This is a genomic window from Pantoea sp. paga (genome assembly GCF_007558755.1).
GTDB lineage: Bacteria > Pseudomonadota > Gammaproteobacteria > Enterobacterales > Enterobacteriaceae > Pantoea > Pantoea agglomerans.
Window position 1 is genome coordinate 174,446 of sequence record NZ_VLTF01000003.1, and the last position, 19,819, is coordinate 194,264.

The window sequence follows — 19,819 nt, forward strand, 5'->3', positions numbered from 1 at the left end:
CAGGCGTGCTGACCCTATAAATGCCTCCCTGTCTTTATCAAATTCAGGCAGCCTTTCACGCGCAGACAATTCCCTGAAAAAATTCGTATTGTTTGCTAACAAAATCTTGCAATGATAATCGCAATGCGTATATTTCTCATTTGTTTTAGAAGTTCATCACACCCGCGCGCAGGCGCTCAGGGAAAGGTTTCTGGTTCCTCAAACCATAAGCAGGGCAGCGATGTCCGCAGGAAGCATGGTCGTGACAGTGGCAGCATAAAAACATAAAGATAATTGAGGAATTAATGAACGCTTTCGATCTTCAACACCCCGGGGCGACGGGCACCTCTGCTCTGCAACGGCCATTCCGCTTCTCCTTGCTGGCTGTCATCGTCGCCTCGTCACTGGCGCATAACGCTGCTCATGCCGCAGAGACCGGCACACCCGCTGCCAGCGATAACCAGACTATGACGGTCAGCGCGTCAGCCGATGATGCCGTAGCCGCTTCGCCCGCCACTGATTACAGCGTACCGGTTACCCGTGCGGGCACTAAAATGCTGGGCACCGTACGTGATGTCCCACAGTCAGTCAGCATCGTCAGTAAGCAGCGTATGGCCGATCAGCAACTCCAGTCACTGAATGATGTGCTCGCAAATACCACCGGTATTCGCGGTATCAGTGGTGATATGGATCGCACCAACTACTATGCGCGCGGCTTTATGATCGACAACTACATGGTCGATGGTATCCCCACTGCCTTTGCCGCTCGCTGGAACCTGGGCGATGCGCAGACCGATATGGCGCTCTATGAACGCGTTGAAGTGGTGCGCGGAGCGACCGGTCTGTTAACCGGACCGGGCAATCCATCAGCCGCCATCAATATGGTGCGCAAACACGCCGACAGTAAAGAGTTCGGCGGCACCGTCTCCGCCAGTTACGGCAGCTGGAATAAGCAGCGTTACGTGGCCGATCTCTCGGCTCCGCTCAGTGACTCCGGCAATGTTCGTGGCCGGCTGATCGCCGGCTGGCAGGATAACAACAGCTTCATAGAGCGCTACGGTGCCAAAAAACAGTTCATCTATGGCGTGGTTGACGCTGACCTGACTGACTCTGCCACGCTTTCGGTCGGCTATGAATTCAGCCAGGTCAATACGGATTCCACCATGTGGGGTGGCGCACCGCGCTGGTACACCGATGGCACGCAGATTCATACCCGACGCGGCTACAACACCGCACCTGACTGGGCCTACAACGATAAAGAGAACCGTAAAGTCTTTGTGAATCTGAAACAGGACTTCGATAACGGCTGGAACATCACGCTGAACGGCGCGCACAACGAGATGCGCCTGGACAGTAAGCAGATCTATCTTGATGGCTATTTCGATCGTAACACCGGGGCGGGCGTCTCTTCCTATGCCAACTATCCGGTGGTAGGCGGGACCGGTTACAACACCGGTAAACGCAAAGTGGATGCCGTTGATGCCTTCGCCAGCGGTCCTTATGAACTGCTGGGTCGTCAGCATGAGCTGATGGTGGGGGTCAATTACACTCGTCAGGATAACAAGTACTTCAGTACCTTTGAGAATATCTCATCGGAGTCGCTGGGCAACTACAACGAGTTTAACGGTCAGTATCCGGAATCGGCCTGGACGCCGCGTCTGCCTGCCAGCGACACCCAGCTGGTTCGCCAGAAATCGACTTATATGGCGACCCGTCTGTCGCTCGCCGATCCGCTGCACCTGATTATCGGTGCCCGTTACACCAACTGGAACCGTGAAACGCCGGGTGGTGAAATGGAAGAAAATAACACCACCCCTTACGGCGGATTGATTTACGACTTCGCTGAAAACTGGTCGGCTTACGCCAGCTATACCTCGGTGTTCCAGCCACAGGACTATCGCGATGCCAGCGGCGCTTTCCTGTCGCCCGTTATCGGCAAAAACTACGAGGCAGGCCTGAAATCTGACTGGATGGACAGTCGCTTCACCACCTCGATTTCGGTGTTCCGCACCGAGCTGAATAATGTCGGTGAAGCAACCACTCAGACGATTCAGGGTTCAGGTGATGTTGCCTACATTGGCCGTAAAGGCGTGGTGAGTCGTGGCGTGGAGTTTGAAGTCAACGGCGCATTAACCGACAACTGGCAGATGACCCTGGGCGGCACGCGCTACATTGCGGAAAACCGCGATGGCAGCACCTTTAACCCGCAACTGCCGCAGACCAGTTTTAACCTGTTCAGCAGCTATCGCCTGCCGACGTTGCAGCAGCTGACACTGGGTGGCGGCGTGAACTGGCAGACACATATCTGGAATGATGTCGGTGGCCCGGAAGGCAATGGCACCTGGCGTGCCCGTCAGGGCAGCTATGCGCTGGTTGATCTCTTCGCCCGTTATCAGGTGAACAAAAATCTGTCGCTGCAGGGCAACCTCAATAACCTGTTCGACAAAGAGTATGATACCAACGTGGCCAGCTCTGTGGTCTACGGCGAACCGCGTAATTTCTCAGTGACCGCCAGCTACACCTTCTGATTTGTGTCGTTGTAAAGCCTGTGAAAAACGCCTCAGTTGAGGGTTTTGAATCTTTATACAACAATATGGAATAAAGGATTTTATTTCAATTAACGTCCACATATCGACCACGCTAACAAAAAGCCCTGCATTGCGGGGCTTAGACCTTTGAGCAGGAGTGAATCACATCTGATTATCGCCGTAATGATTTTTAGGGAATGTTTTTGCCGGGATCGGAATGCTGAAGTCGGGTTTTGATTCGGTGATGATGGCATCGACTTCAGTCAGCGTGCGGAAGGTGATCCCGCAGTAAAGATTGTTGCACTGATGATAGGCGAGACCTTTTTATCAAGATATTCACTGTTGCGCGTTCGGGCTGACGCGCCGCATTTTGGACAACGATACATGGCATAATCTCCCTTCCGGTTCCCGGGGATTATAGCGTTATGCTTCGGCATTGCTCAATTATTCCTCTGTCGCCGTGACCGTCCAGTCCGTCAGCCTGACTTCAAATTCCAGTACCGTGTAAAATCCCTGCCGTGTCACGGTGTGCGTGGCCTTTGTGATGGTCTAGTCACCCTCATCAGTGTCTGTCTTGAAGCCGTACATGATCGCGTGCAGCTCCGGGTAAAGTTCTGCACGGCCGCGCGCCAGCTGCATGCTGAATTCTGCCGCACCCGTTTCAGTGACTGCCATTTAGCGACGGCTACTCGCTTTGCGGCAAGCTCTGTTTTAAAGGTCTGGCGCATCACATATACATTGCCTTCGGCACCGTTCAGATAATGGCCTTCACGGCTGCTGGATTTTGGGGCAGTGTTCTTCCTCTGCCCGCGCACCCGGGTTTTTCGCTTCTTCCCGAAATTGAGATTCAGCCAGTACGCTTCAACGCCGGTATAGACGTCACGGTCTGCAACCCGGAAGCTGTGGCTGTCGCCGCTGGCGCGGGTAATCATGACGGAGGGAAGAACGCGCCCGCTTACCGTTCTGCCAGTACCGGGCGTGAAAAACAGCAGCATGCCGTTTTTTATCGTGGTGGAGGCCCCGAGCATTTCAGCCATGCGGGTTAAAAAACTGATGTCTGATTCCTGGGTCTGATCGGCGTGGTCGATTTCCAGATTTGCCAGCTCGGTGCTGATGGCCGGTGTCAGGTTATACCGGCCAGCAATGGCGGACACGACATAGCTTACCGTGCAGTTATGCCAGTTGTATTCGCGCTTAACGTTGATGTCATCGCGAAAATCCGCGCTTTTGGCCGTAATGCTGAGGCGGTCAGGCGGGCCATTGTGGGCGACCTCATCCACAACAAACTTACCTTTTTCGACCAGCCCGCCATTCTGCCAGCCAATGACGACCCGGATCTCCGTTCCCCGGCGCGGCAGCTGGGCTGACCTTTATACTGGAACATGGGCGGCGCTGTCATTCTGGGACGCGCTGGAACACATCGACGATCCCGAGGCTGCTATTATTCCGTGCTGAAAAATGGTTGTTTGTTTCTATTCCCATTTTTCACAATGCCGCTCATCTGTTGCGGTCGCGCCATTTCAGAAAGGATGAGCACATCTGGTATTTTACTCACGCGGGCCTGCTTCGCTGGTTTGATACGCAGGGCTTTGACTGCCGGGATTGGAACGAGGCTGAGACCTTACTGGGACGTGATGGTATTCATTCCTATGCATTCGAGCGTCGCCATAACCCTGCATAACACCTGACGCAATCATGCACCTGCTGACCGGTCCATTGCGGCCGGTTTTTTATGCCCGTTACCCTCTGAATCTTTACCAAATCCCATCTCGCCATAATCCCAATACTTGCCAGAGATAACAACGCACTATAACGCGTTCTAAGGGCACTTGGTTTTGACAGGGTGCTGCGAATTCCTGCGGAGAAATAGGCCGTACATGGCACAGCCAGCGCGGCAGGCAGGCAGGCTGGCCGGGGCGGGGTGGGGTGGTCTCACCATGCCGCGTAGCGGGCGCGTGTCCCCCACCACACCTGCACGCAGTTTATGCGCGAAATTGTGCAACTTTCATACGTGTCAAAGCCGTGCCAGCGCTGGCGGAACGTGATAACTATAGGGAAAAATTTACTTTCAGAATTGCGTAAAATTGTGAAGCAATTTTAACGTATCTGGCGTTGCTGGTTTTTTATGCTTATAGTGACAATTTTCTACTGTAAGGGACTGCAAATGAGTATCCATTTTTCAGAATTATGGAATGCTCACCCGGAGGTAAAGGGTGATGAAAATCCGTGTCGTCGCAAGGACGGACATAAAGCTTTTGACGATCAATGTGCAATACGCATAGGCACGGCGCTGGCTCGATGTGGTTATGACGTTACTAAGTTACGAGTGCAGTTTTGCTGGCTACATCCTAAAAGCGAAGGCCACATACTACGCGCTGAAGAGCTAGCAAACGCCTTAAAAAACGCTCGCATACCAGGCGTTTTTCCAATGGTGAAGGTCAGCGCTGATAACTTTGAGGAGGTGCTTAAAAATCAGCGTGGGATTATCTTCTTTAAGGACTACTGGCGACGGGGAAATGAAAGTTTTCTTAACCGCAGTGGTGACCATATTGATTTATGGAATGGGGACCGGCTGACAACAAAACTCAGTTATCTCCGTATCCAGTGGGGACTGAACGTCGATGGATTATGGTCGAGTTTTGCTAATGCTAAGGAAATCTGGTTTTGGAAGGTGATATGAGGCTTCTAAAGATCACGCTGTTTACTTTGTTTGGGGCTGTCTGTGGCGCTGGGTTAATGTACTTGCTAATGCCGCTAATCAGTCGTGTTTTTGTTGGCACCATATATGGCGAGGATCAGATGTCTCAAAACTTCGCGATCTTCCTTATCGGAGCATTAGTTCTGGCTGTTCTGGGGGCGTTTTCAGGCTGGTACTTTGCCAATAAACTGATTAAGCCTCGTCAATCATAGTGCAGAATGCCTTCATGCGCGTTTTTTAAAAAAAAGAGCCACTTTGAGTGGCCCTTTTAATTAGGTGATGCCTCTAATTGGTTGAATGTAATGTATAATTCTCGCTTTTGAGGCTTATTCATGGCCAGCGTTGCCGTTCATTGTCCCCGTTGTCAGTCTGCTCAGGTTTATCGTCATGGGCAGAACCCGAAAGGACATGCCCGGTTTCGTTGCTGTGAGTGCCACCGCGTCTTTCAGCTCACTTATGCTTATGAAGCCCGCAAGCCCGGGGTTAAAGAGCAGATCACCGTAATGGCTTTCAACGGAGCCGGGGTTCGCGATACCGCCAGGACACTGAAGGTCGGCATCAACACCGTTATCCGGACTTTAAAAAACTCTCGCCACGACGAATAACATCATCTCCGGTAGCCCATGCTGATGTGGCGCTTATCTGTGAACTCGATGAGCAATGGAGCTTTGTCGGCCAAAGCCCGCCAGCACTGGCTCTGTTACGCGTACAACACAAAAACGGGTGGCGTGCTGTCCTACACTTTTGGTCCACGTACCGATGAAACCTGTCGTGAATTGCCGGCACTGCTCACGCCCTTTAACATCGGAATGCTGACCACAGATGACTGGGGGAGCTATGCCAGAGAGCTTCCGAAAGAGAAGCACCTGACCGGCAAGATTGTTACACAGCGCATTGAGCGCAATAACCTGACGCTGAGAACACGGATCAAACGGTTGGCCCGCAAAACGATCTGCTTTTCACGCTCTGTTGAGCTTCATGAAAAAGTCATCGGGGCATTCATCGAAAAATACATGTTCTTCTAATTGGAGGCATCACCACCGAATGAATACTGAAGCTATCAGGCTGTCAAATGAGCTCGCTGAAGCGGTGCCGCTGCTGGCTGGCAGCAGCCAGCGCGAGGATTATGAAGAAGCACTGGAACTGGTCGAATATCTGATTGAACATGAGCCGGATAATCCGCTGGTTGACCTCCTTTGCGCGCGCATTGCTCACTATGAAGATAAAGATCCGGAGCTGGCCGAATTTAATGCACGTCAAAGTGAAATCAGCACAGGCCCCGGCATTCTGCGCGTGCTTATTGAGCAACACAATCTTAGCCTGAGCGACTTCGAAAATGAGATCGGTAAAAAATCGCTGGTTAGCCGAATCCTCAGCGGCGAACGTCAGTTGACTGTGTCGCATATACGGGCATTATGCGCCCGGTTTGGCCTGTCGCCATCTCTGTTTTTCTGATTTAAGCGTGCTGCGATGGACTATCAAGATTCGATAAGTCTTTATATTTTATTGGTCCGTGCTCTGAAGAAACGCCTCAGTTGAGGCGTTTTTCATCACCTCCTGAATCTGCACTCAGGTAAAACGCAGTGCCAGGTTAAAACCTTCTGCCGACTCCACCACAATCGCCTCGGGCTGCTCCTGAAAGGCAATGCCACCCGTCGCCAGCGCGCGTTTCACCAGGGCGAGATCCTCCGTCTCAAAACCCAGCGCGACCATCCGGGCGCTGCCATCATAGTCTTCCGGCAGTGGGCCAAACCGCTGCTGCGCATAGTCTGCCGAAGCAAAACGAACCGTGGCAGCACCCGCGCGCAGAACAAAGGCGCCTTCGGGACAGGCGAGCACCTTAGCGGCCCCAAACAGGCGGCTATAGACCAGGGCTGAAAGCGCCGGATCCTGCGCGACAATCACAAACTCACTGATATTACGCACCCCATTGGGGTGACGCTGCCATGCCGGCTGCCATACCGCTTCGGGCGTCAGATGCTGGCAAAAAAAGCTGCGGCCATTGGGTACCAGTGAAGGGCGAATCCGCACGGTCCGAAAGTGCGCTTCACTCACCGAACCGTCGGGCAGGGTGACCGGTCGATGAAAAGCCGCTGGCGGATCGCCATCCAGATCCTGCCGTTGCAGATGCTGAAATTCACTCTCTGCATCGCTGCTTTTCCACACCAGACCGCTCAATCCCAGCGGCGACTGCCAGAGATCGGCACGCTGGCTCCCTTTGCCCGTCTCATAGCCCAGCAGTTCCAGGTAATTCTCACCAAAAATAGCCAGGTGATTACTCGATCCCAGCGAGTGATGACCCCGTTCAGTGAGCTGAAAGCCGAGCCTTCGGAAGCGCGCGCTTGCGCTGTCGAGCTGGTCGGCCACGTTAATCACCGCATGATCAAGAATCGGTTGTGGAACCTGAACTGACATAGCAGCACTCCTTTTTTTTGTCATTGCGCCGCCACAATCTGCAACGCGCGCGGCACCAGCTGCGTGAAGTAGTCAACCGCCGGGCCAATTAACGCTTCATCAGGATCGAAGGCGGCGTGATGCAGACCAAACTCGCTGGCACTGCCGATGCTGACAAACGCCCCCGGCACCTGCTGCAGATAGAAGGCAAAATCTTCTCCGCCCATCTGCGGCGACTCAGCGTGCTCCGCGAGATAGCCACTCTGTTGGGCAACGTCCAGCGCAACATCCACCCAGCCTGGCGTGTTAATCAGGGCCGGCGGTCCTTCAGTCCACTCCAGTTCGGCGGTCGCACCAAACCCGGCGGCAATACCCTGAATCAGGGATCGCATGCGGTGCGGGATCTGCGCCCGGATTTCGCCGTTGTGGGTGCGTACGGTGCCCTCCAGCTCAACGCTTTGCGGCAGCACGTTCCATGTATTACCGGCGGTAAAGCGCGTCACGCTCAGCACCACCGTTTCCAGCGAGCTGAACACCCGGCTCGGCAGGGTCTGCAGAGCCGTTACGATATGGCTGGCAATGACAATCGAATCGATGCCCTCCTGCGGTCGCGCGGCATGGGCGCCTTTGCCCTCAATGCGGATCACAAAGCGGTCTACGTTGGCATAAAATGCGCCCGCCCGGCTGCGCAGCGTGCCCAGCGGCAGGTCGGGCGCATTATGCAGGCCGAATATCGCCTGAACGCCTTCCAGCGCACCGGCATCAATCAGCTGACGTGCGCCATTAAAGGTCTCTTCAGCGGGCTGAAACAGAATCCGTACCCGGCCTGGCAGCTTGTCTTCCTGCTGTTTCAGCTGCAAAGCCACGCCGAGCATCACGGCGCTGTGAACGTCGTGACCACAGGCGTGCATCACGCCCGGCTGCTGTGAACGCCACGGGCGTTCGGTGGTTTCTTCAATCGGTAACGCATCAATATCCGCGCGCAGGGCGATCAGGGGTTCGCCATGACCGATTTCTGCCACGACGCCAGTTTTCAGCCCCAGCGGCAACAGCCGGATTCCAGCCTGCTCCAGCCAGCGGGTAATACGTTCCGTGGTGGCAAATTCATGATTCGAAAGTTCCGGATGCTGATGCAGTTCGCGACGCCACTGCACCAGTTGATCTGTTAAAGGCAAAGTCATGATTATCCCTGTTTTTCCGGCAGAAAAGGTTCGCCCAGCGTCAGCATCAGGCGATTAGCCCAGGCAAAAAAGGCGGTTGATTGAATCAGATCGAGCAGGGCGAGCGTATCCAGACCCTGTTCACGCAGTGCAGAGAGCTGCGACTGTGTCGGCTGGCCAGGGGTCAGCGACAGCGCTGCTGAGAATGCGATGATCGCCTGCCAGCGCGCGGCGTGTCCGTGAGATAACACCGCGCCGGGTGCGACGTTCAGCAGCTTCTGTACCGCTTCATCCTGCTTTGATAGCTGGCTGGCTTTACGCGCGTGGACTGAGGCGCAGTAAATGCAGCCGTTGACCTTACTCACCACGGTGGCAGCCAGTTCGCGCTCGGCGCGTGGCAGCCCTCCTGCGGTATAAAAAATGCCTTTATCGGTCAGGGTACGCTGCTCCAGCAACGGCAGATTGCGCGCCAGCAGGCGAAAATAGTCGGAGTCGGTGTGACCGAATTTTGCCAGTGTCGCCTGCTCTTCCTCGCTGAATTCCGTCAGCGGTTTTGCCGGCAGCCAGGGCTCCCAGCCGAGTTCCTGTTGCGTAAACGCGGTCAGGGCAGTTTTGCCGCTGGCGGTATGTAAGGCCTCGTGCCAGTGACCGGCGACTACCGGGGCAATCTCATCCGGTGCCTCATCGCCCTGTAAGCTGCGCAGACCCGCCAGCAACCGGCTCTGAAAACTGACAAACGCCACCAGCTGTGCCAGTGTGACAATGCCGCGCAGGCTCCAGCCCGCCTGTTTCAAAGCCTCCAGATGCGCGGGAGCAGCAGTAACCGGCTCAAAGGTCAGGCGATGGGCAAAAGCCTGTGCCGCATTGATCCGATCACTCCCGGCCAGACTCTCCTGTGGCTGGTAGTGCGCCTGCAGGCCGGGTTGTGCATGCCAGCCGGCAACCTGTGCGGCCAGCAGACGTCGCTCCGCCAGCGGAAAATCCTCATCACCCTGGCTAAACAACAGAGTGTAGCTATTCTGAGCATGTTGTGTGGCGGCGTGACGTGTCTGGCGCGCATGGGCCAGTTCGGAATCGGGATCGATATCTGCCAGTGTGGCGATCAAATCGTCAGGTTGATTCATGAAATTCTCCTGTGAGGTTCGCCAGCGGCACGAAGCGCGGGCGCAAGATGTTGGGCAATCAGTTCAATCGAGCGCAGCGTGTCGGCATGCGAAGGCTCAACCGAATGCACCTGAAATGAGATGTCGGTGACGCGCGCCAGTGCGCTGTCCTGCGCCAGCGAGTGCTGCACCTGATCGATGCCGCCAACATGGGCATCAAACTGCGCCAGCAGGTCATCAAAGCGTTCACCGCGTAATTCACCACGATACTGCGCGGCCTGCTGACGAATTCCCGTTTCAGCTACCTGACGGGCATAGCGGTCAGAATCGGCCACGAATGCGGTACGGGAGGCGAGGATGCGCGGAGGGGTTCCCGCAGGAAGTGCCGCAAGATAGGCATCGATCAGCGGATTCTGCAATGCATCCAGCGGTAGCTCAGGCTGGCCCGCCGGGCGCGGCTGGGTGCGGGACAGCATCAGGCCATGGCCGCCCTGAGCGGCACGGATTGCGCCCTCAACCGAGAAGGTGGCGATCCACACCCGTCCGGCAAGCTGCGGCGCGGCGGGATAGAGATGATTATCAGGATGCCCCAGTGAATCCCCGCGCCAGGCGCTGAGCAGCGTATGCAGATGGTCGGCAAAAGCGGCACCGCGCTCGGCAAAGGTCAGACCAAACGGCAAAAACGAATCCGGCGTGCCACCGGAGCCCAGCCCGATCTCCAGCCGCCCATCTGCCAGCAGATCCAGTACTGCGGCATCTTCAGCCACCCGCAGCGCATTTTCCATTGGCAGGGTGATGATGGCGGTGCCGAGCCGGATGGTGCGGGTCTGCGCGGCGACATGCGCCAGGAAGAGCAGCGGCGACGGCAGACCCCCCTCATCCTGATGAAAATGGTGCTGAGCAATCCACGCATTATCAAATCCGCAGCGTTCGGCATGCTGAATCTGTTCGGTGGCCAGCTGATAGCGCTGTTTCGCTGGCACCTTATCCAGCAGCCGGGTAAAAAATCCGATACGTCGGCTCATGCTGACTCCTTGTGGGTTAAGGGAATAAGCGGAGGAATGGCAGCCATTAATTCCCGGGTATAAGGATGTTGTGGCGAACTGAAAATCGTGACAACGTCACCTTGCTCTGCGACTTCGCTCGCTTTTAACACCGTGACGCTGTCGGCAATCTGCCGCACCGTTGCCAGGTCGTGCGTGATAAACAGATAGGTCAGACCCAGTTCGGCCTGGAGCTGCTGCAACAGGTCGAGGATTTGCGCCTGCACCGTGACATCCAGCGCCGAGGTCGCCTCATCCAGTACCAGAATTTCCGGCTTGCAGATTAGCGCCCGCGCAAGAGCCACACGCTGCCGCTGACCGCCGGAGAGTTCGTGAGGATGACGTGACAGCAGTGAGAGCGGCAGCGCCACCCGCGTGGTTATCGCTTCCACGCGCTCACGGCGCTGACTGCGGCTCAGCCGCTCAAAATTACGCAGTGGCTCTTCGATAATTGCATACAGCGTCTGACGCGGATCGAGTGAGGCAAATGGGCTCTGATAGACAAACTGGATCTTCCGCCGTAGCTGACGCAGCGCCTCGCCGCGTAATCCGTTGACCACGATGCCATCCAGCGTCACCTCGCCGCTGTCGGCGGTTTCAAAACCCATAACGATGCGCGCCAGCGTGGTTTTGCCGGAGCCGGATTCGCCTACCAGGGCATGCGTGGTGCCGCGCGCCACCTGAAAGCTGACCTGGTTCAGTGCCTGCAGACGCTGCTGTTTACCCAGCGAAAAGCTTTTCATCACGCCGGTTGCCCGGATGGCGGGGGCAGAAAAACGGGCGGTTGCAGATTTAACTCTGGCGGGTCGCTGCGGTGCCGCATCATTCAGTAACTGACGGGTATAAGGATGAGCAGGCGCGCTGATAACCTGTTCAGTGCGGCCCGATTCCTGAATCTCGCCGTGACGAAACACGATAATACGATCTGCGCGTTGCGCCGCCAGCGCCAGGTCGTGGGTGACAAACAGCACGGCGGTGCGGGATTCCTGCCGCAGGTTGTCCAGCAGATCGAGAATGCGCTTTTGCACCGTGACATCCAGCGCGCTGGTCGGCTCATCCGCAATGATGATCTCCGGCTGCAGGGCGAGGGCAATGGCGATCAATACCCGCTGCTTCATGCCGCCCGACAGCTGATGCGGATACTGCTTAACCCGCTGTTCCGGATGGCTGAGGCCGACGCGCGTCAGCAGGTCAATCACCCGCTGCTGGCGCTGTGCTGACGGTAATTTCAGGTGCAGTCGCAGGATCTCTTCCACCTGTTCGCCGACCGTTTTCACCGGGTTCAGGGAATTACCGGGATCCTGCGGTACCAGACTGATGCGCGCACCGCGCAGCGTATCGAAGCGCTTTTGCGACCACTGACTGATATCCACGCCGTTGAGCAGAATCTCGCCCCCTTCGCGGCGGCCATTTTCCGCCATCAGACCCATTATCGCCTGTGCGGTGGTGGTTTTACCGGAGCCGGACTCCCCGACCAGCGCCACCATCTCCCCGGCGTTCAGCTCGAAGCTGACGTTATGTACCACCGGCTGCCAACGGTTGCCGCTGCGATAGCTTAGCGTCAGATTGTTGACCACGAGTAACGGCTGAGCGCTCATCGGCGTCCTCCTGAAAGTTGCTGGCTGATGCGGTTGGCTGCGAGCACCACAGCGACCACCACCACACCAGGAAAAGTGGTCAGCCACCAGGCGGTAGCCAGATAATTACGCCCTTCAGCGATTAACAGACCCCATTCCGGCACTGGCGGCGGGGTGCCGTAGCCGAGGAAACTCAGAGTCGACAGCGCCAGAATCGCCTGACCAAATTGCAGGGCGGCATAGGCGATCACCGGCGTCAGCGCATTGGGAAGAATGTGACGCCACAACACGCTGAAAAAGCGGCCGCCGCTGCCGTAAGCCGCTTCGACATACTCACTGTGACGGATGCGCACCACTTCGGCGCGTGCCAGTCGGGCGAAGCTGGCGATGGAGGCAATGCCCACTGCTAATGAGGCATTCAGGGTGCCGAAACCGAGTAAAATCAGCACGCTCAGAGAGAGCAGCAGCGCCGGAATCGCCAGCAGCACATCCACAGCGCGCATCACAATTGATTCAGTTTTGCCACCGATAGCCCCTGCCACCAGACCCAGCGCGGTACCTGCCAGCAGTCCGATCGCCACCGCCATGACGGCGGCGGAGAGCGAATGGGACGCGCCGTAAACGATGCGGGCAAAGAGATCGCGGCCGAGCTGATCGGTGCCGAGCCAGTGTCCGGCCTGTGGAGCGAGTCGCTGTGCACCCGCGATTCCTTCAATCGGGCTGACCTTGGTAAAAAGGGTCGGGAAAAGTGCTGCCAGTACAACCAGCAGCATGACTGAAACGGCGAGCCACAGGGCCGGCGAGAACCGTAAAGTGCGCCTCTTTGCCGCCACGGGTTGCCGCGCGGCAGCGTAATCAACCAGACTCATGTTGCACCTCGTAACAGCTGTAAGCGCGGGTCAAACAGCGGCATCAGCAGATCCACCAGCAGGTTGATCACCACAAAACCCAGTGCGGAGATCATCACCACCGCCTGCAACACCGCCACATCCTGATTGTTCACCGCCTGCTGCGTCAGCTGTCCCAGACCGCCCAGGCCAAACACCGTTTCGGTAATCAGCGCACCGGCAATCAGTTCTCCCAGCAGCAGGCCCGCCACAGTGAGTACCGGCAGCATGGCGTTGCGCAGGATGTGCCGCCACAGCACAGAGTGCTCGCTGGCCCCTTTGGCGCGCGCCACCGCCACAAATGGCCGGGTTGCAACCTCATCGATGCTGCGCAACAGAATCTGTGCCAGTGGCGCTGAGTTCGGAACGGCGACCGTAATGATGGGCAGAATCAGTCCCTGCCACGGTGAGGGATTGATTACCGGGATCCAGCGCAGCTGGAATGAGAAGAGCTGAATCAGGGCTATGCCGAGCCAGAAGGTCGGCACTGAGATAAACAGCGCGGGCAGTGACTGCAGCAGATTACGCAGGCCGCGCAGGGCAGGCAGCCGCGACAGTGTCGCCAGCACGAATGCCAGCAGTGTCGCCAGCAAAAAGCCGCACAGGGCCAGTCGCAGTGTGCCGGGCAGATTGCTGGTCAGCAGTTCACTGACCGGCACGCCCGCCTGCACCGAATAGCCGAAGTCGCCGTGCAGCATCGCCGCCAGCGTGTGCAGATATTGCTGCCACAGCGGGCTGTCCGCGCCATAGGCCTGACGCATCTCAGCAATCTGCTGCGGACTCAGGCCGAGATCAGGATTCTGAAACTTGATCAGGACCGCATCGCCTGGCAGCACCTGTAGCAGCACAAACGACAGGCTAAACGCGGCCCACAGGACCAATACACCCATGCCAGCGCGTTGCAGCAGATAATGACGCATCCTCACCTCCGGTTACTGTTTTTCCAGCCAGGCGCCATAGAGCGCCGGACGGCCCACTGCTTCAAAACTGACCCCTTTCAGCCAGGGCGCACCGGCATAGACCTGCGGCTCTTCGAAGATCGGAATCACATAGGCCTGGTCCAGCAGGTAGCGCTGAACGTCACCGGTCAGCTGTAACCGTTTTGCCGGGTCAACTTCAGCGGAAATCGCAACCAGCAGCTGGTTCAGTTTGTCATCGCGGAAGTTTTTCACTTTGTCGCTGGAGCCGCCTTTCTGCAGCAGGTTGTCGCGGTTAGCCGGGTAGAAACTGCTTTTGATCACGTCGGGATCGGCACGGCCGACTTCGGTGACGTTCAGCGGGGTCTTAAGGGGATCGAGGTTATCCAGCGTTTTGCTGCCGGCATCGCCCGCTTTAACGCTGAGGGCGACGCCCGCCTGGCGCCACTGTTGTGCCACCAGTTGCAGTACCTCTTTGTTTTGCGGTTGCGGCAGCGATTCATAGACGGTTAGCGCCAGTCGCTGGCCTGCTTTTTCACGGATGCCATCGGCACCGGGTTGCCAGCCCGCCTGGTCCAGCAATGCCTTCGCTTTCGTCAGATCAAAAGTGAGTTTGTCCGCCAGATTGACGTAGCCGGCGGCGGTGGTCGCCACGACCGAGGTTGCCTGCGGATAGTTCGGCGAGAAGAGCGTCTCAACCACCTGTTTCGCATTGGTGGCGTGCAGCAGCGCCTGACGCACCCGGATATCGCTGACCAGCGGATTATCCGGACGGAAGCTGAGGCTGTCGTTTACGCCACGGGTCGGTGCGGCATAAACCGGGAAGTTCTGATCTTTAGCCTGCTTCTCATCGTAGGCCTGCACCTGACGGATCAGGCCTGCCTGACCCGCCAGCAGTGCACCGATGCGCACGCTGTCTTCCGGCGTCACGATCACTTTTATCGCATCCAGATTGGCCGGACCTTGCTGCTGAATGTTTTTCGGTCCCCACTGATAATCTTTACGTGCCACCAGATCCACTTCCCGACCGAGCTTCTCATCACTGACCACAAACGGGCCTGAGCCGATAATGTGACGGGCATCGCCCAGCTGATCGAAACTGCGCGCTAGGGTACTCAGCGAGACCAGGCCAGAGCCAATGGTGGCGGTGCCCTGTAAAAATCCGGGCGAGGTTTTTTTGAAATAGAATTTCACCGTCAGCGGGTCGATCACTTCGCTGCGTTCATAGTTATTAATCACTTCCGATACCGGCAGGCGCAGCGCTTTATTTCCCAGCCCGTAGGTATCAAAGTTTTTCGCCACCGCGTTCGCATCTAATGGTGTGCCATCGGAAAAAGTCACGCCAGGCCGTAATTTAAAGGTGTATTCGGTTTTGTCGGCATTGGTGGTCCAGCTTTCCGCAATCCAGGGTTCAACCTGCAGCGTTTCGGGATTCTGCCAGGTTAATTTATCGGTGATCTGATTGAGAATGCCGCCATTAGGGTAAAAGCCGCCGGCAGGCGGATAGAGGTTGGTATGTGCCTGCTGTTCAAGATAAATCAGCGTACCGCCTTTGACCGGTGCAGCCACCGCGTTAAAGGTCAGAGTCCCGGCAAGTAAAGTAAAAACCAGCGTTTGTGCGCGTGGTTTAAGGGGAAATAACGTCGTCATGGTGAATTCCTTTGTTATCAATTGCCTCAGCAGGCGGAATCATCATCGAATGACGCAACACACAGATAAAGTAACGATTTGGTCAAAGCTTATCTGAAAAAAATAAATGCGGGATTGGGTGGGATGTAATCTCTTTATTTCAGTTGCAGGATGGCAAATAAATTTCTGCCATCCTGCCGGGTTATATTTTATCAACGTCACACAGCGGATTCATAAGGGTCCGCTATTCCGCGCACAATTTCCGCTGGCCTGCACGCAGAAAAGCGCTGACCAGAACCAGCCACAGCAGACCGCAGATCAGGTTCACCACACTGAAGCCGCCGGTGCCGTAACTAAAATACGCGGTTTTGGCTGCTTCAATGCCCAGGGCAATAATCAGAATACTCACCATGCCGAGCATCGCTGCCACGCTGCCTTTTCCGGCGCTGCTGGAAAAAAGCGTCATGCGATAGAGTCCGGCACTGACCAGCCCGGCACCGAAGCCGTAGAGGCTAATTCCGGCAGTCAGCCACAGATAGCTTTGCGGATTTAGCACGGTAGCGATTACTGCGATTGCCAGCCCGCAGACCACCGGCCAGGCACCGAGCCGTAACGGCTGTTCAATGGGCAGACGGCTGGATAAGCGTCCCAGCGTCAGGTTGCCCGCAATCATGGCGGCGAAGACCGGCAGCTGTAATAACGCATAGTCGATGCGGCTGAGTCCCGCATCATGAATTAAAATCACCGGCGACAATGCGACCCATGCGATGCAGGGCACGGTGACCAGCCCGATGGCCAGCGAGCCGCGCATCACCTGACGATCCTTCAGCAACGCCGCGTAACCGCTGATGATTGATCGCAGCGACAGCGGTTTCTGTCGGTCACCTGCGGTTTCGGGCATCGCATACCACAGACCCGCCAGCGCCAGCGCCGCGACAGCGCCAATCAGCCAGAACAGGGTGCGCCATTCCCCTATGGTAAGAAAAGCCGCGCCCGCCAGCGGACCGGCCAGCGGCGCCAGCAGGGCGACGTTGGCCATCAGCGCCATCATTTTGATGCTGAGCGATTCCGTAAAGGCCTCCTGCACCGCCGCGTAGCCTACCGCGCCAATAAAACAGAGGCTGACGCCCTGCAAAAAACGCAGCAGGACGAACTGCTCAATGCTTTGCACCCAGTGCGTCGCCACACACGAGAGCATAAAAAAGGCCACGCCGCTGAGCAGCACCGGACGCCGCCCGATGCGGTCAGAGAGGGGGCCAAGCAGCCATTGCAGTATAATGCCACCGGCCAGATAGGCGGTGAGCGAAGTAGAGACCCACTCCGGCCCGACCTTAAATTCCTGAGTCACCAGCAGCATACCGGGCTGGATCATGTCGTGAGCGATATAGGTGGCGAACTCAAACAACACCAGCGACAGCGAAAAGATCAGATGTCGTCGGGTCAGTTGCGCGACCGGTTCGAAAAAAGCCATTACGGATACCTGCGATAAAGCCATTAAAAAAGCGGCCACCAGGGTGACCGCATAATTTCAGCGTGACAGTGTAACGCTTAATGCCAGCGGGCGATCGGGTTAATCAGCGTTCCGGCGAACTTGAGGTTCTCAGCGGGATCGGCGAGGTTTATCATCTGCTGATTATTCGCCAGCTGCAGGCGGTTCAGGCAAGAGCGGGTAAACTCCGGCGCGAACATGTCATAGCGCGCGAACTTAGTGGCATGCTCCGGGTGCGCCTGCTGGTAATCTTTCACGCACTGCGCCACCGCCTGCCAGAACTCTTCCTCCGGCAACGTTCCTGACTGATGCAGGATCGCGCTGATAAAGCGGAAGATGCAGTCAAACACATCGGTGAAGATTGAGAGCAGCTTCAGGTTCTCCGGCACATCCACCGCCAGACGCTGCACGCCTTCCGGCAGCACCGCATCCGGATTCATCACGGCGATCTCTTCGCCGATATCCTTCATGTATGCACTGACCGGCACGTTGTTCTCCAGCAGCATGATGAGGTTTTCACCGTGCGGCATAAACACCAGGTCATGCTGATAGAAGCAGTGCAGCAGCGGGCTGAGATAGCAGGTCAGGTAGCGTTCTATCCACTGCTTCGCGGGCAAACCAGAATCCGCTATCAGCGCAGGCAGCAGTGCCTGCTGCTGGTGATCGACATGCAGGAAAGAGGCCATGGTCATCAGGCGCTGGCCGGGTTGCAGGCTAGCCGCAGGATTATCCCGCCACAGCGCAGCGAACATCTTTTTATAGGCGGAGTCGCCTTTGATCGCCTGCTCATAGTAGCGGTTGTGATAGCCGACCGCCGCGACTTCGCGCAGGATGCGGAAATCACAGCGATTCAGCCACGCATCGCCAGCAACCAGTTGTTCCAGCCAGCCGTTTATCGCGGGCGTTGTCGCCATATAGTAGGGGGACAGTCCGCGCATAAAGCCCATGTTCAGCACCGACAGGGCGGTTTTCACGTAGCGTTTCGCGGGCTGGCTGCGGTTAAAGAAGGTGCGGATCGACTGCTGTGCCTGGTAAGCATCGTCTCCGGTGCCCAGATAAACAATATCGTGACTGGCTATGTCCGCCGCAAACACGGTCAGCAGCTTGTTCTGCCACTGCCACGGATGCACCGGCATCAGGATATACTCCTCAACCGCCAGTCCTTTATTCACCAGCTGCGCAGTAAACTGCTCCAGGGTGGTATCGCCCAGTTCATCACGCATCAACTGCTCATAGCTCAGCTCGCTGAGGCTGGAGAAATGGGCGTTGCGGCGATGAACCGCGACCCAGATGAGGTGAACGGGCGCGGCGGCCTCGGGCGCATACGCCAGATAATCATGGGCATCAAAGCCAATACGCCCGTTGTTGGCAACAAAGCAGGGATGGCCTTCGGTCATCGCCGCTTCCACCGTCTGGAAATCGGCTGAGACCAGCGCCTGGCTGTCAGGATTATTCTTCTGCAGCTTATAAACGCTGCTGCATAGCGTGCTGCTGATCTCTTCCATGTAGGTCGCCAGCAGCGCCTGTGTAATACCGATCTCGCCGTTAAACTCCACGATAAACTTCAGCGCATCCAGCGGCAGATCACGACCGTTCTCCTGCTTGCGCAGTGAGCCGGCATCGATTTCCCAGTGATCCAGCGCCAGCCGCGACGCCCGGAAATGGTAGCTCGCTTCACCGCCTGGCACCGCAAGCTGATAGCTGCCGTTGCCCGACTCCTGTGGCGTAATGATTTTTTCATGCGCGAACTCGGCAATCGCTTTACGGATCAGCATGCGGTTTGCCTGCGCCCAGTGGTCGCCCGTCAGATGTGTACCGTTCATCAGCGAAGAGGGGGTGTTCATAGTCTGCGACTCCTGCAGTAACGCGTGTTGATAATCTTCCCGCTGGCAAAAGGCCAGCCAGGCGGTTTTATGACCCATGTCAATGGTGTGCTGATAGCGGAACCCGGCACGCTTATTCAGCACATGAATCTTCTCATTGCGCACATCCGGCTCTACCACCACGCGGCGCACCTCGGGGCGGCTGAACATGTAGTCCATCACCAGCGTGAAGACCTGCCAGCTGAAGGCTTTGATCGGCTGGCTGGCGGGGGCAATCAGAATATGCATGCCGTAATCATCGGGTGCGGCAGGATAAAATTTGCCGACCTCGTCGTCGCAGGCGCGATAGCACTCAATCAGGCAGACCGGCTGATTGTTGCAGCAGCCAATCAGCGCAGCATGGGGATCGGCTGCGGTCAGTGTCTGATAGAACTCAGCGACCTGATTCAGGCTCTGCTGCTGCATGCCCCAGAAGCGGGCGTAATCGCGGGTGACCCAGCTGTGAATCAGCGGCGCATCGCTGGCGAGCATGGGCCTCAGGGTGAACTGGCCTGCGGGGCGGGCGGCGCTGAACAGTGTTTGTGAACTCATC

At 56.7% G+C, this 19,819-nt stretch carries 15 protein-coding genes and 1 pseudogene; 5 read left to right on the forward strand and 11 right to left on the reverse strand.

Annotation, left to right across the window (positions count from 1 at the left end; genetic code table 11):
• Positions 1 to 284 precede the first annotated feature (284 nt).
• Positions 285 to 2,507 (forward strand): ferric-rhodotorulic acid/ferric-coprogen receptor FhuE, encoded by a 2,223-nt coding sequence (fhuE, locus tag FOV68_RS10695; RefSeq protein ID WP_083069710.1) that lies wholly within the window; start codon positions 285 to 287, stop codon positions 2,505 to 2,507.
• Between the two features lie 444 nt (positions 2,508 to 2,951).
• On the opposite strand, the pseudogene FOV68_RS10705 reads toward fhuE, so the two are convergent.
• Positions 2,952 to 3,865, reverse strand: a pseudogene (locus FOV68_RS10705) (contractile injection system protein, VgrG/Pvc8 family); the annotation flags it as partial.
• Between the two features lie 806 nt (positions 3,866 to 4,671).
• Here FOV68_RS10705 and FOV68_RS10710 point away from each other — a divergent pair.
• The 4 genes from FOV68_RS10710 (at position 4,672) to FOV68_RS10725 (ending at position 6,660) form a co-directional block, all read left to right on the forward strand.
• A complete protein-coding gene (locus tag FOV68_RS10710) occupies positions 4,672 to 5,187 on the forward strand; it encodes a T6SS effector amidase Tae4 family protein (protein ID WP_069026772.1) in 516 nt (171 codons plus the stop codon).
• 350 nt (positions 5,188 to 5,537) lie between these two features.
• Positions 5,538 to 5,810, forward strand: a complete 273-nt coding sequence (locus tag FOV68_RS24560) for an IS1-like element transposase (RefSeq protein WP_370513284.1) — start codon at positions 5,538 to 5,540, stop codon at positions 5,808 to 5,810.
• 18 nt (positions 5,811 to 5,828) lie between these two features.
• Positions 5,829 to 6,230 (forward strand): IS1 family transposase, encoded by a 402-nt coding sequence (locus tag FOV68_RS24565; RefSeq protein WP_370513285.1) that lies wholly within the window; start codon positions 5,829 to 5,831, stop codon positions 6,228 to 6,230.
• A 19-nt stretch (positions 6,231 to 6,249) separates the two neighbouring features.
• A complete protein-coding gene (locus tag FOV68_RS10725; RefSeq protein WP_137228094.1) occupies positions 6,250 to 6,660 on the forward strand; it encodes a type II toxin-antitoxin system HigA family antitoxin in 411 nt (136 codons plus the stop codon).
• 114 nt (positions 6,661 to 6,774) lie between these two features.
• Here the strand turns inward: FOV68_RS10725 and FOV68_RS10730 are convergent, their stop codons facing one another.
• The 10 genes from FOV68_RS10730 to FOV68_RS10775 all read right to left on the reverse strand — a co-directional run bounded on the left by FOV68_RS10730 (position 6,775) and on the right by FOV68_RS10775 (position 19,818).
• On the reverse strand, positions 6,775 to 7,620 hold the full coding sequence (locus tag FOV68_RS10730) for a VOC family protein (RefSeq protein WP_143990811.1): 846 nt from the start codon (positions 7,618 to 7,620) through the stop codon (positions 6,775 to 6,777).
• 20 nt (positions 7,621 to 7,640) lie between these two features.
• The gene (locus FOV68_RS10735; protein WP_115388303.1) at positions 7,641 to 8,780 is read right to left on the reverse strand and encodes an amidohydrolase; all 1,140 of its coding nucleotides are present in this window, start codon (positions 8,778 to 8,780) and stop codon (positions 7,641 to 7,643) included.
• A 2-nt stretch (positions 8,781 to 8,782) separates the two neighbouring features.
• Positions 8,783 to 9,883: an alkylhydroperoxidase domain protein gene (locus FOV68_RS10740; protein ID WP_143990812.1), complete on the reverse strand. Its 1,101-nt coding sequence runs from the start codon at positions 9,881 to 9,883 to the stop codon at positions 8,783 to 8,785.
• Positions 9,880 to 10,887, reverse strand: coding sequence for a putative FMN-dependent luciferase-like monooxygenase (locus FOV68_RS10745; RefSeq protein WP_143990813.1), 1,008 nt, complete (start codon positions 10,885 to 10,887; stop codon positions 9,880 to 9,882). The genes FOV68_RS10740 and FOV68_RS10745 overlap by 4 nt, the downstream gene beginning before the upstream one ends.
• Complete coding sequence (locus FOV68_RS10750; RefSeq protein WP_143990814.1) at positions 10,884 to 12,503, reverse strand: ABC transporter ATP-binding protein; 1,620 nt, start codon at positions 12,501 to 12,503, stop codon at positions 10,884 to 10,886. The genes FOV68_RS10745 and FOV68_RS10750 overlap by 4 nt, the downstream gene beginning before the upstream one ends.
• Complete coding sequence (locus FOV68_RS10755) at positions 12,500 to 13,351, reverse strand: ABC transporter permease (protein ID WP_143990815.1); 852 nt, start codon at positions 13,349 to 13,351, stop codon at positions 12,500 to 12,502. The genes FOV68_RS10750 and FOV68_RS10755 overlap by 4 nt, the downstream gene beginning before the upstream one ends.
• The gene (locus FOV68_RS10760) at positions 13,348 to 14,289 is read right to left on the reverse strand and encodes an ABC transporter permease (protein ID WP_143990816.1); all 942 of its coding nucleotides are present in this window, start codon (positions 14,287 to 14,289) and stop codon (positions 13,348 to 13,350) included. The genes FOV68_RS10755 and FOV68_RS10760 overlap by 4 nt, the downstream gene beginning before the upstream one ends.
• A gap of 12 nt (positions 14,290 to 14,301) precedes the next feature.
• A complete protein-coding gene (locus FOV68_RS10765; protein WP_143990817.1) occupies positions 14,302 to 15,936 on the reverse strand; it encodes a TIGR04028 family ABC transporter substrate-binding protein in 1,635 nt (544 codons plus the stop codon).
• Between the two features lie 223 nt (positions 15,937 to 16,159).
• Entirely contained in the window at positions 16,160 to 17,386 is a 1,227-nt protein-coding gene (locus tag FOV68_RS10770) for an MFS transporter (RefSeq protein ID WP_143990818.1), read from the reverse strand.
• Positions 17,387 to 17,463: 77 nt separating this feature from the next.
• Entirely contained in the window at positions 17,464 to 19,818 is a 2,355-nt protein-coding gene (locus FOV68_RS10775; protein ID WP_143990819.1) for a GNAT family N-acetyltransferase, read from the reverse strand.
• Position 19,819: the final 1 nt, after the last annotated feature.

Bases quoted from the DNA above. Each gene is read 5' to 3' on its own strand.
- fhuE (WP_083069710.1), top strand. From the start codon at position 285: ATGAACGCTTTCGATCTTCAACACCCCGGGGCGACGGGCACCTCTGCT.
- FOV68_RS10710 (WP_069026772.1), top strand. From the start codon at position 4,672: ATGAGTATCCATTTTTCAGAATTATGGAATGCTCACCCGGAGGTAAAG.
- FOV68_RS24560 (WP_370513284.1), top strand. From the start codon at position 5,538: ATGGCCAGCGTTGCCGTTCATTGTCCCCGTTGTCAGTCTGCTCAGGTT.
- FOV68_RS24565 (WP_370513285.1), top strand. From the start codon at position 5,829: ATGCTGATGTGGCGCTTATCTGTGAACTCGATGAGCAATGGAGCTTTG.
- FOV68_RS10725 (WP_137228094.1), top strand. From the start codon at position 6,250: ATGAATACTGAAGCTATCAGGCTGTCAAATGAGCTCGCTGAAGCGGTG.
- FOV68_RS10730 (WP_143990811.1), bottom strand. From the start codon at position 7,620: ATGTCAGTTCAGGTTCCACAACCGATTCTTGATCATGCGGTGATTAAC.
- FOV68_RS10735 (WP_115388303.1), bottom strand. From the start codon at position 8,780: ATGACTTTGCCTTTAACAGATCAACTGGTGCAGTGGCGTCGCGAACTG.
- FOV68_RS10740 (WP_143990812.1), bottom strand. From the start codon at position 9,883: ATGAATCAACCTGACGATTTGATCGCCACACTGGCAGATATCGATCCC.
- FOV68_RS10745 (WP_143990813.1), bottom strand. From the start codon at position 10,887: ATGAGCCGACGTATCGGATTTTTTACCCGGCTGCTGGATAAGGTGCCA.
- FOV68_RS10750 (WP_143990814.1), bottom strand. From the start codon at position 12,503: ATGAGCGCTCAGCCGTTACTCGTGGTCAACAATCTGACGCTAAGCTAT.
- FOV68_RS10755 (WP_143990815.1), bottom strand. From the start codon at position 13,351: ATGAGTCTGGTTGATTACGCTGCCGCGCGGCAACCCGTGGCGGCAAAG.
- FOV68_RS10760 (WP_143990816.1), bottom strand. From the start codon at position 14,289: ATGCGTCATTATCTGCTGCAACGCGCTGGCATGGGTGTATTGGTCCTG.
- FOV68_RS10765 (WP_143990817.1), bottom strand. From the start codon at position 15,936: ATGACGACGTTATTTCCCCTTAAACCACGCGCACAAACGCTGGTTTTT.
- FOV68_RS10770 (WP_143990818.1), bottom strand. From the start codon at position 17,386: ATGGCTTTTTTCGAACCGGTCGCGCAACTGACCCGACGACATCTGATC.
- FOV68_RS10775 (WP_143990819.1), bottom strand. From the start codon at position 19,818: ATGAGTTCACAAACACTGTTCAGCGCCGCCCGCCCCGCAGGCCAGTTC.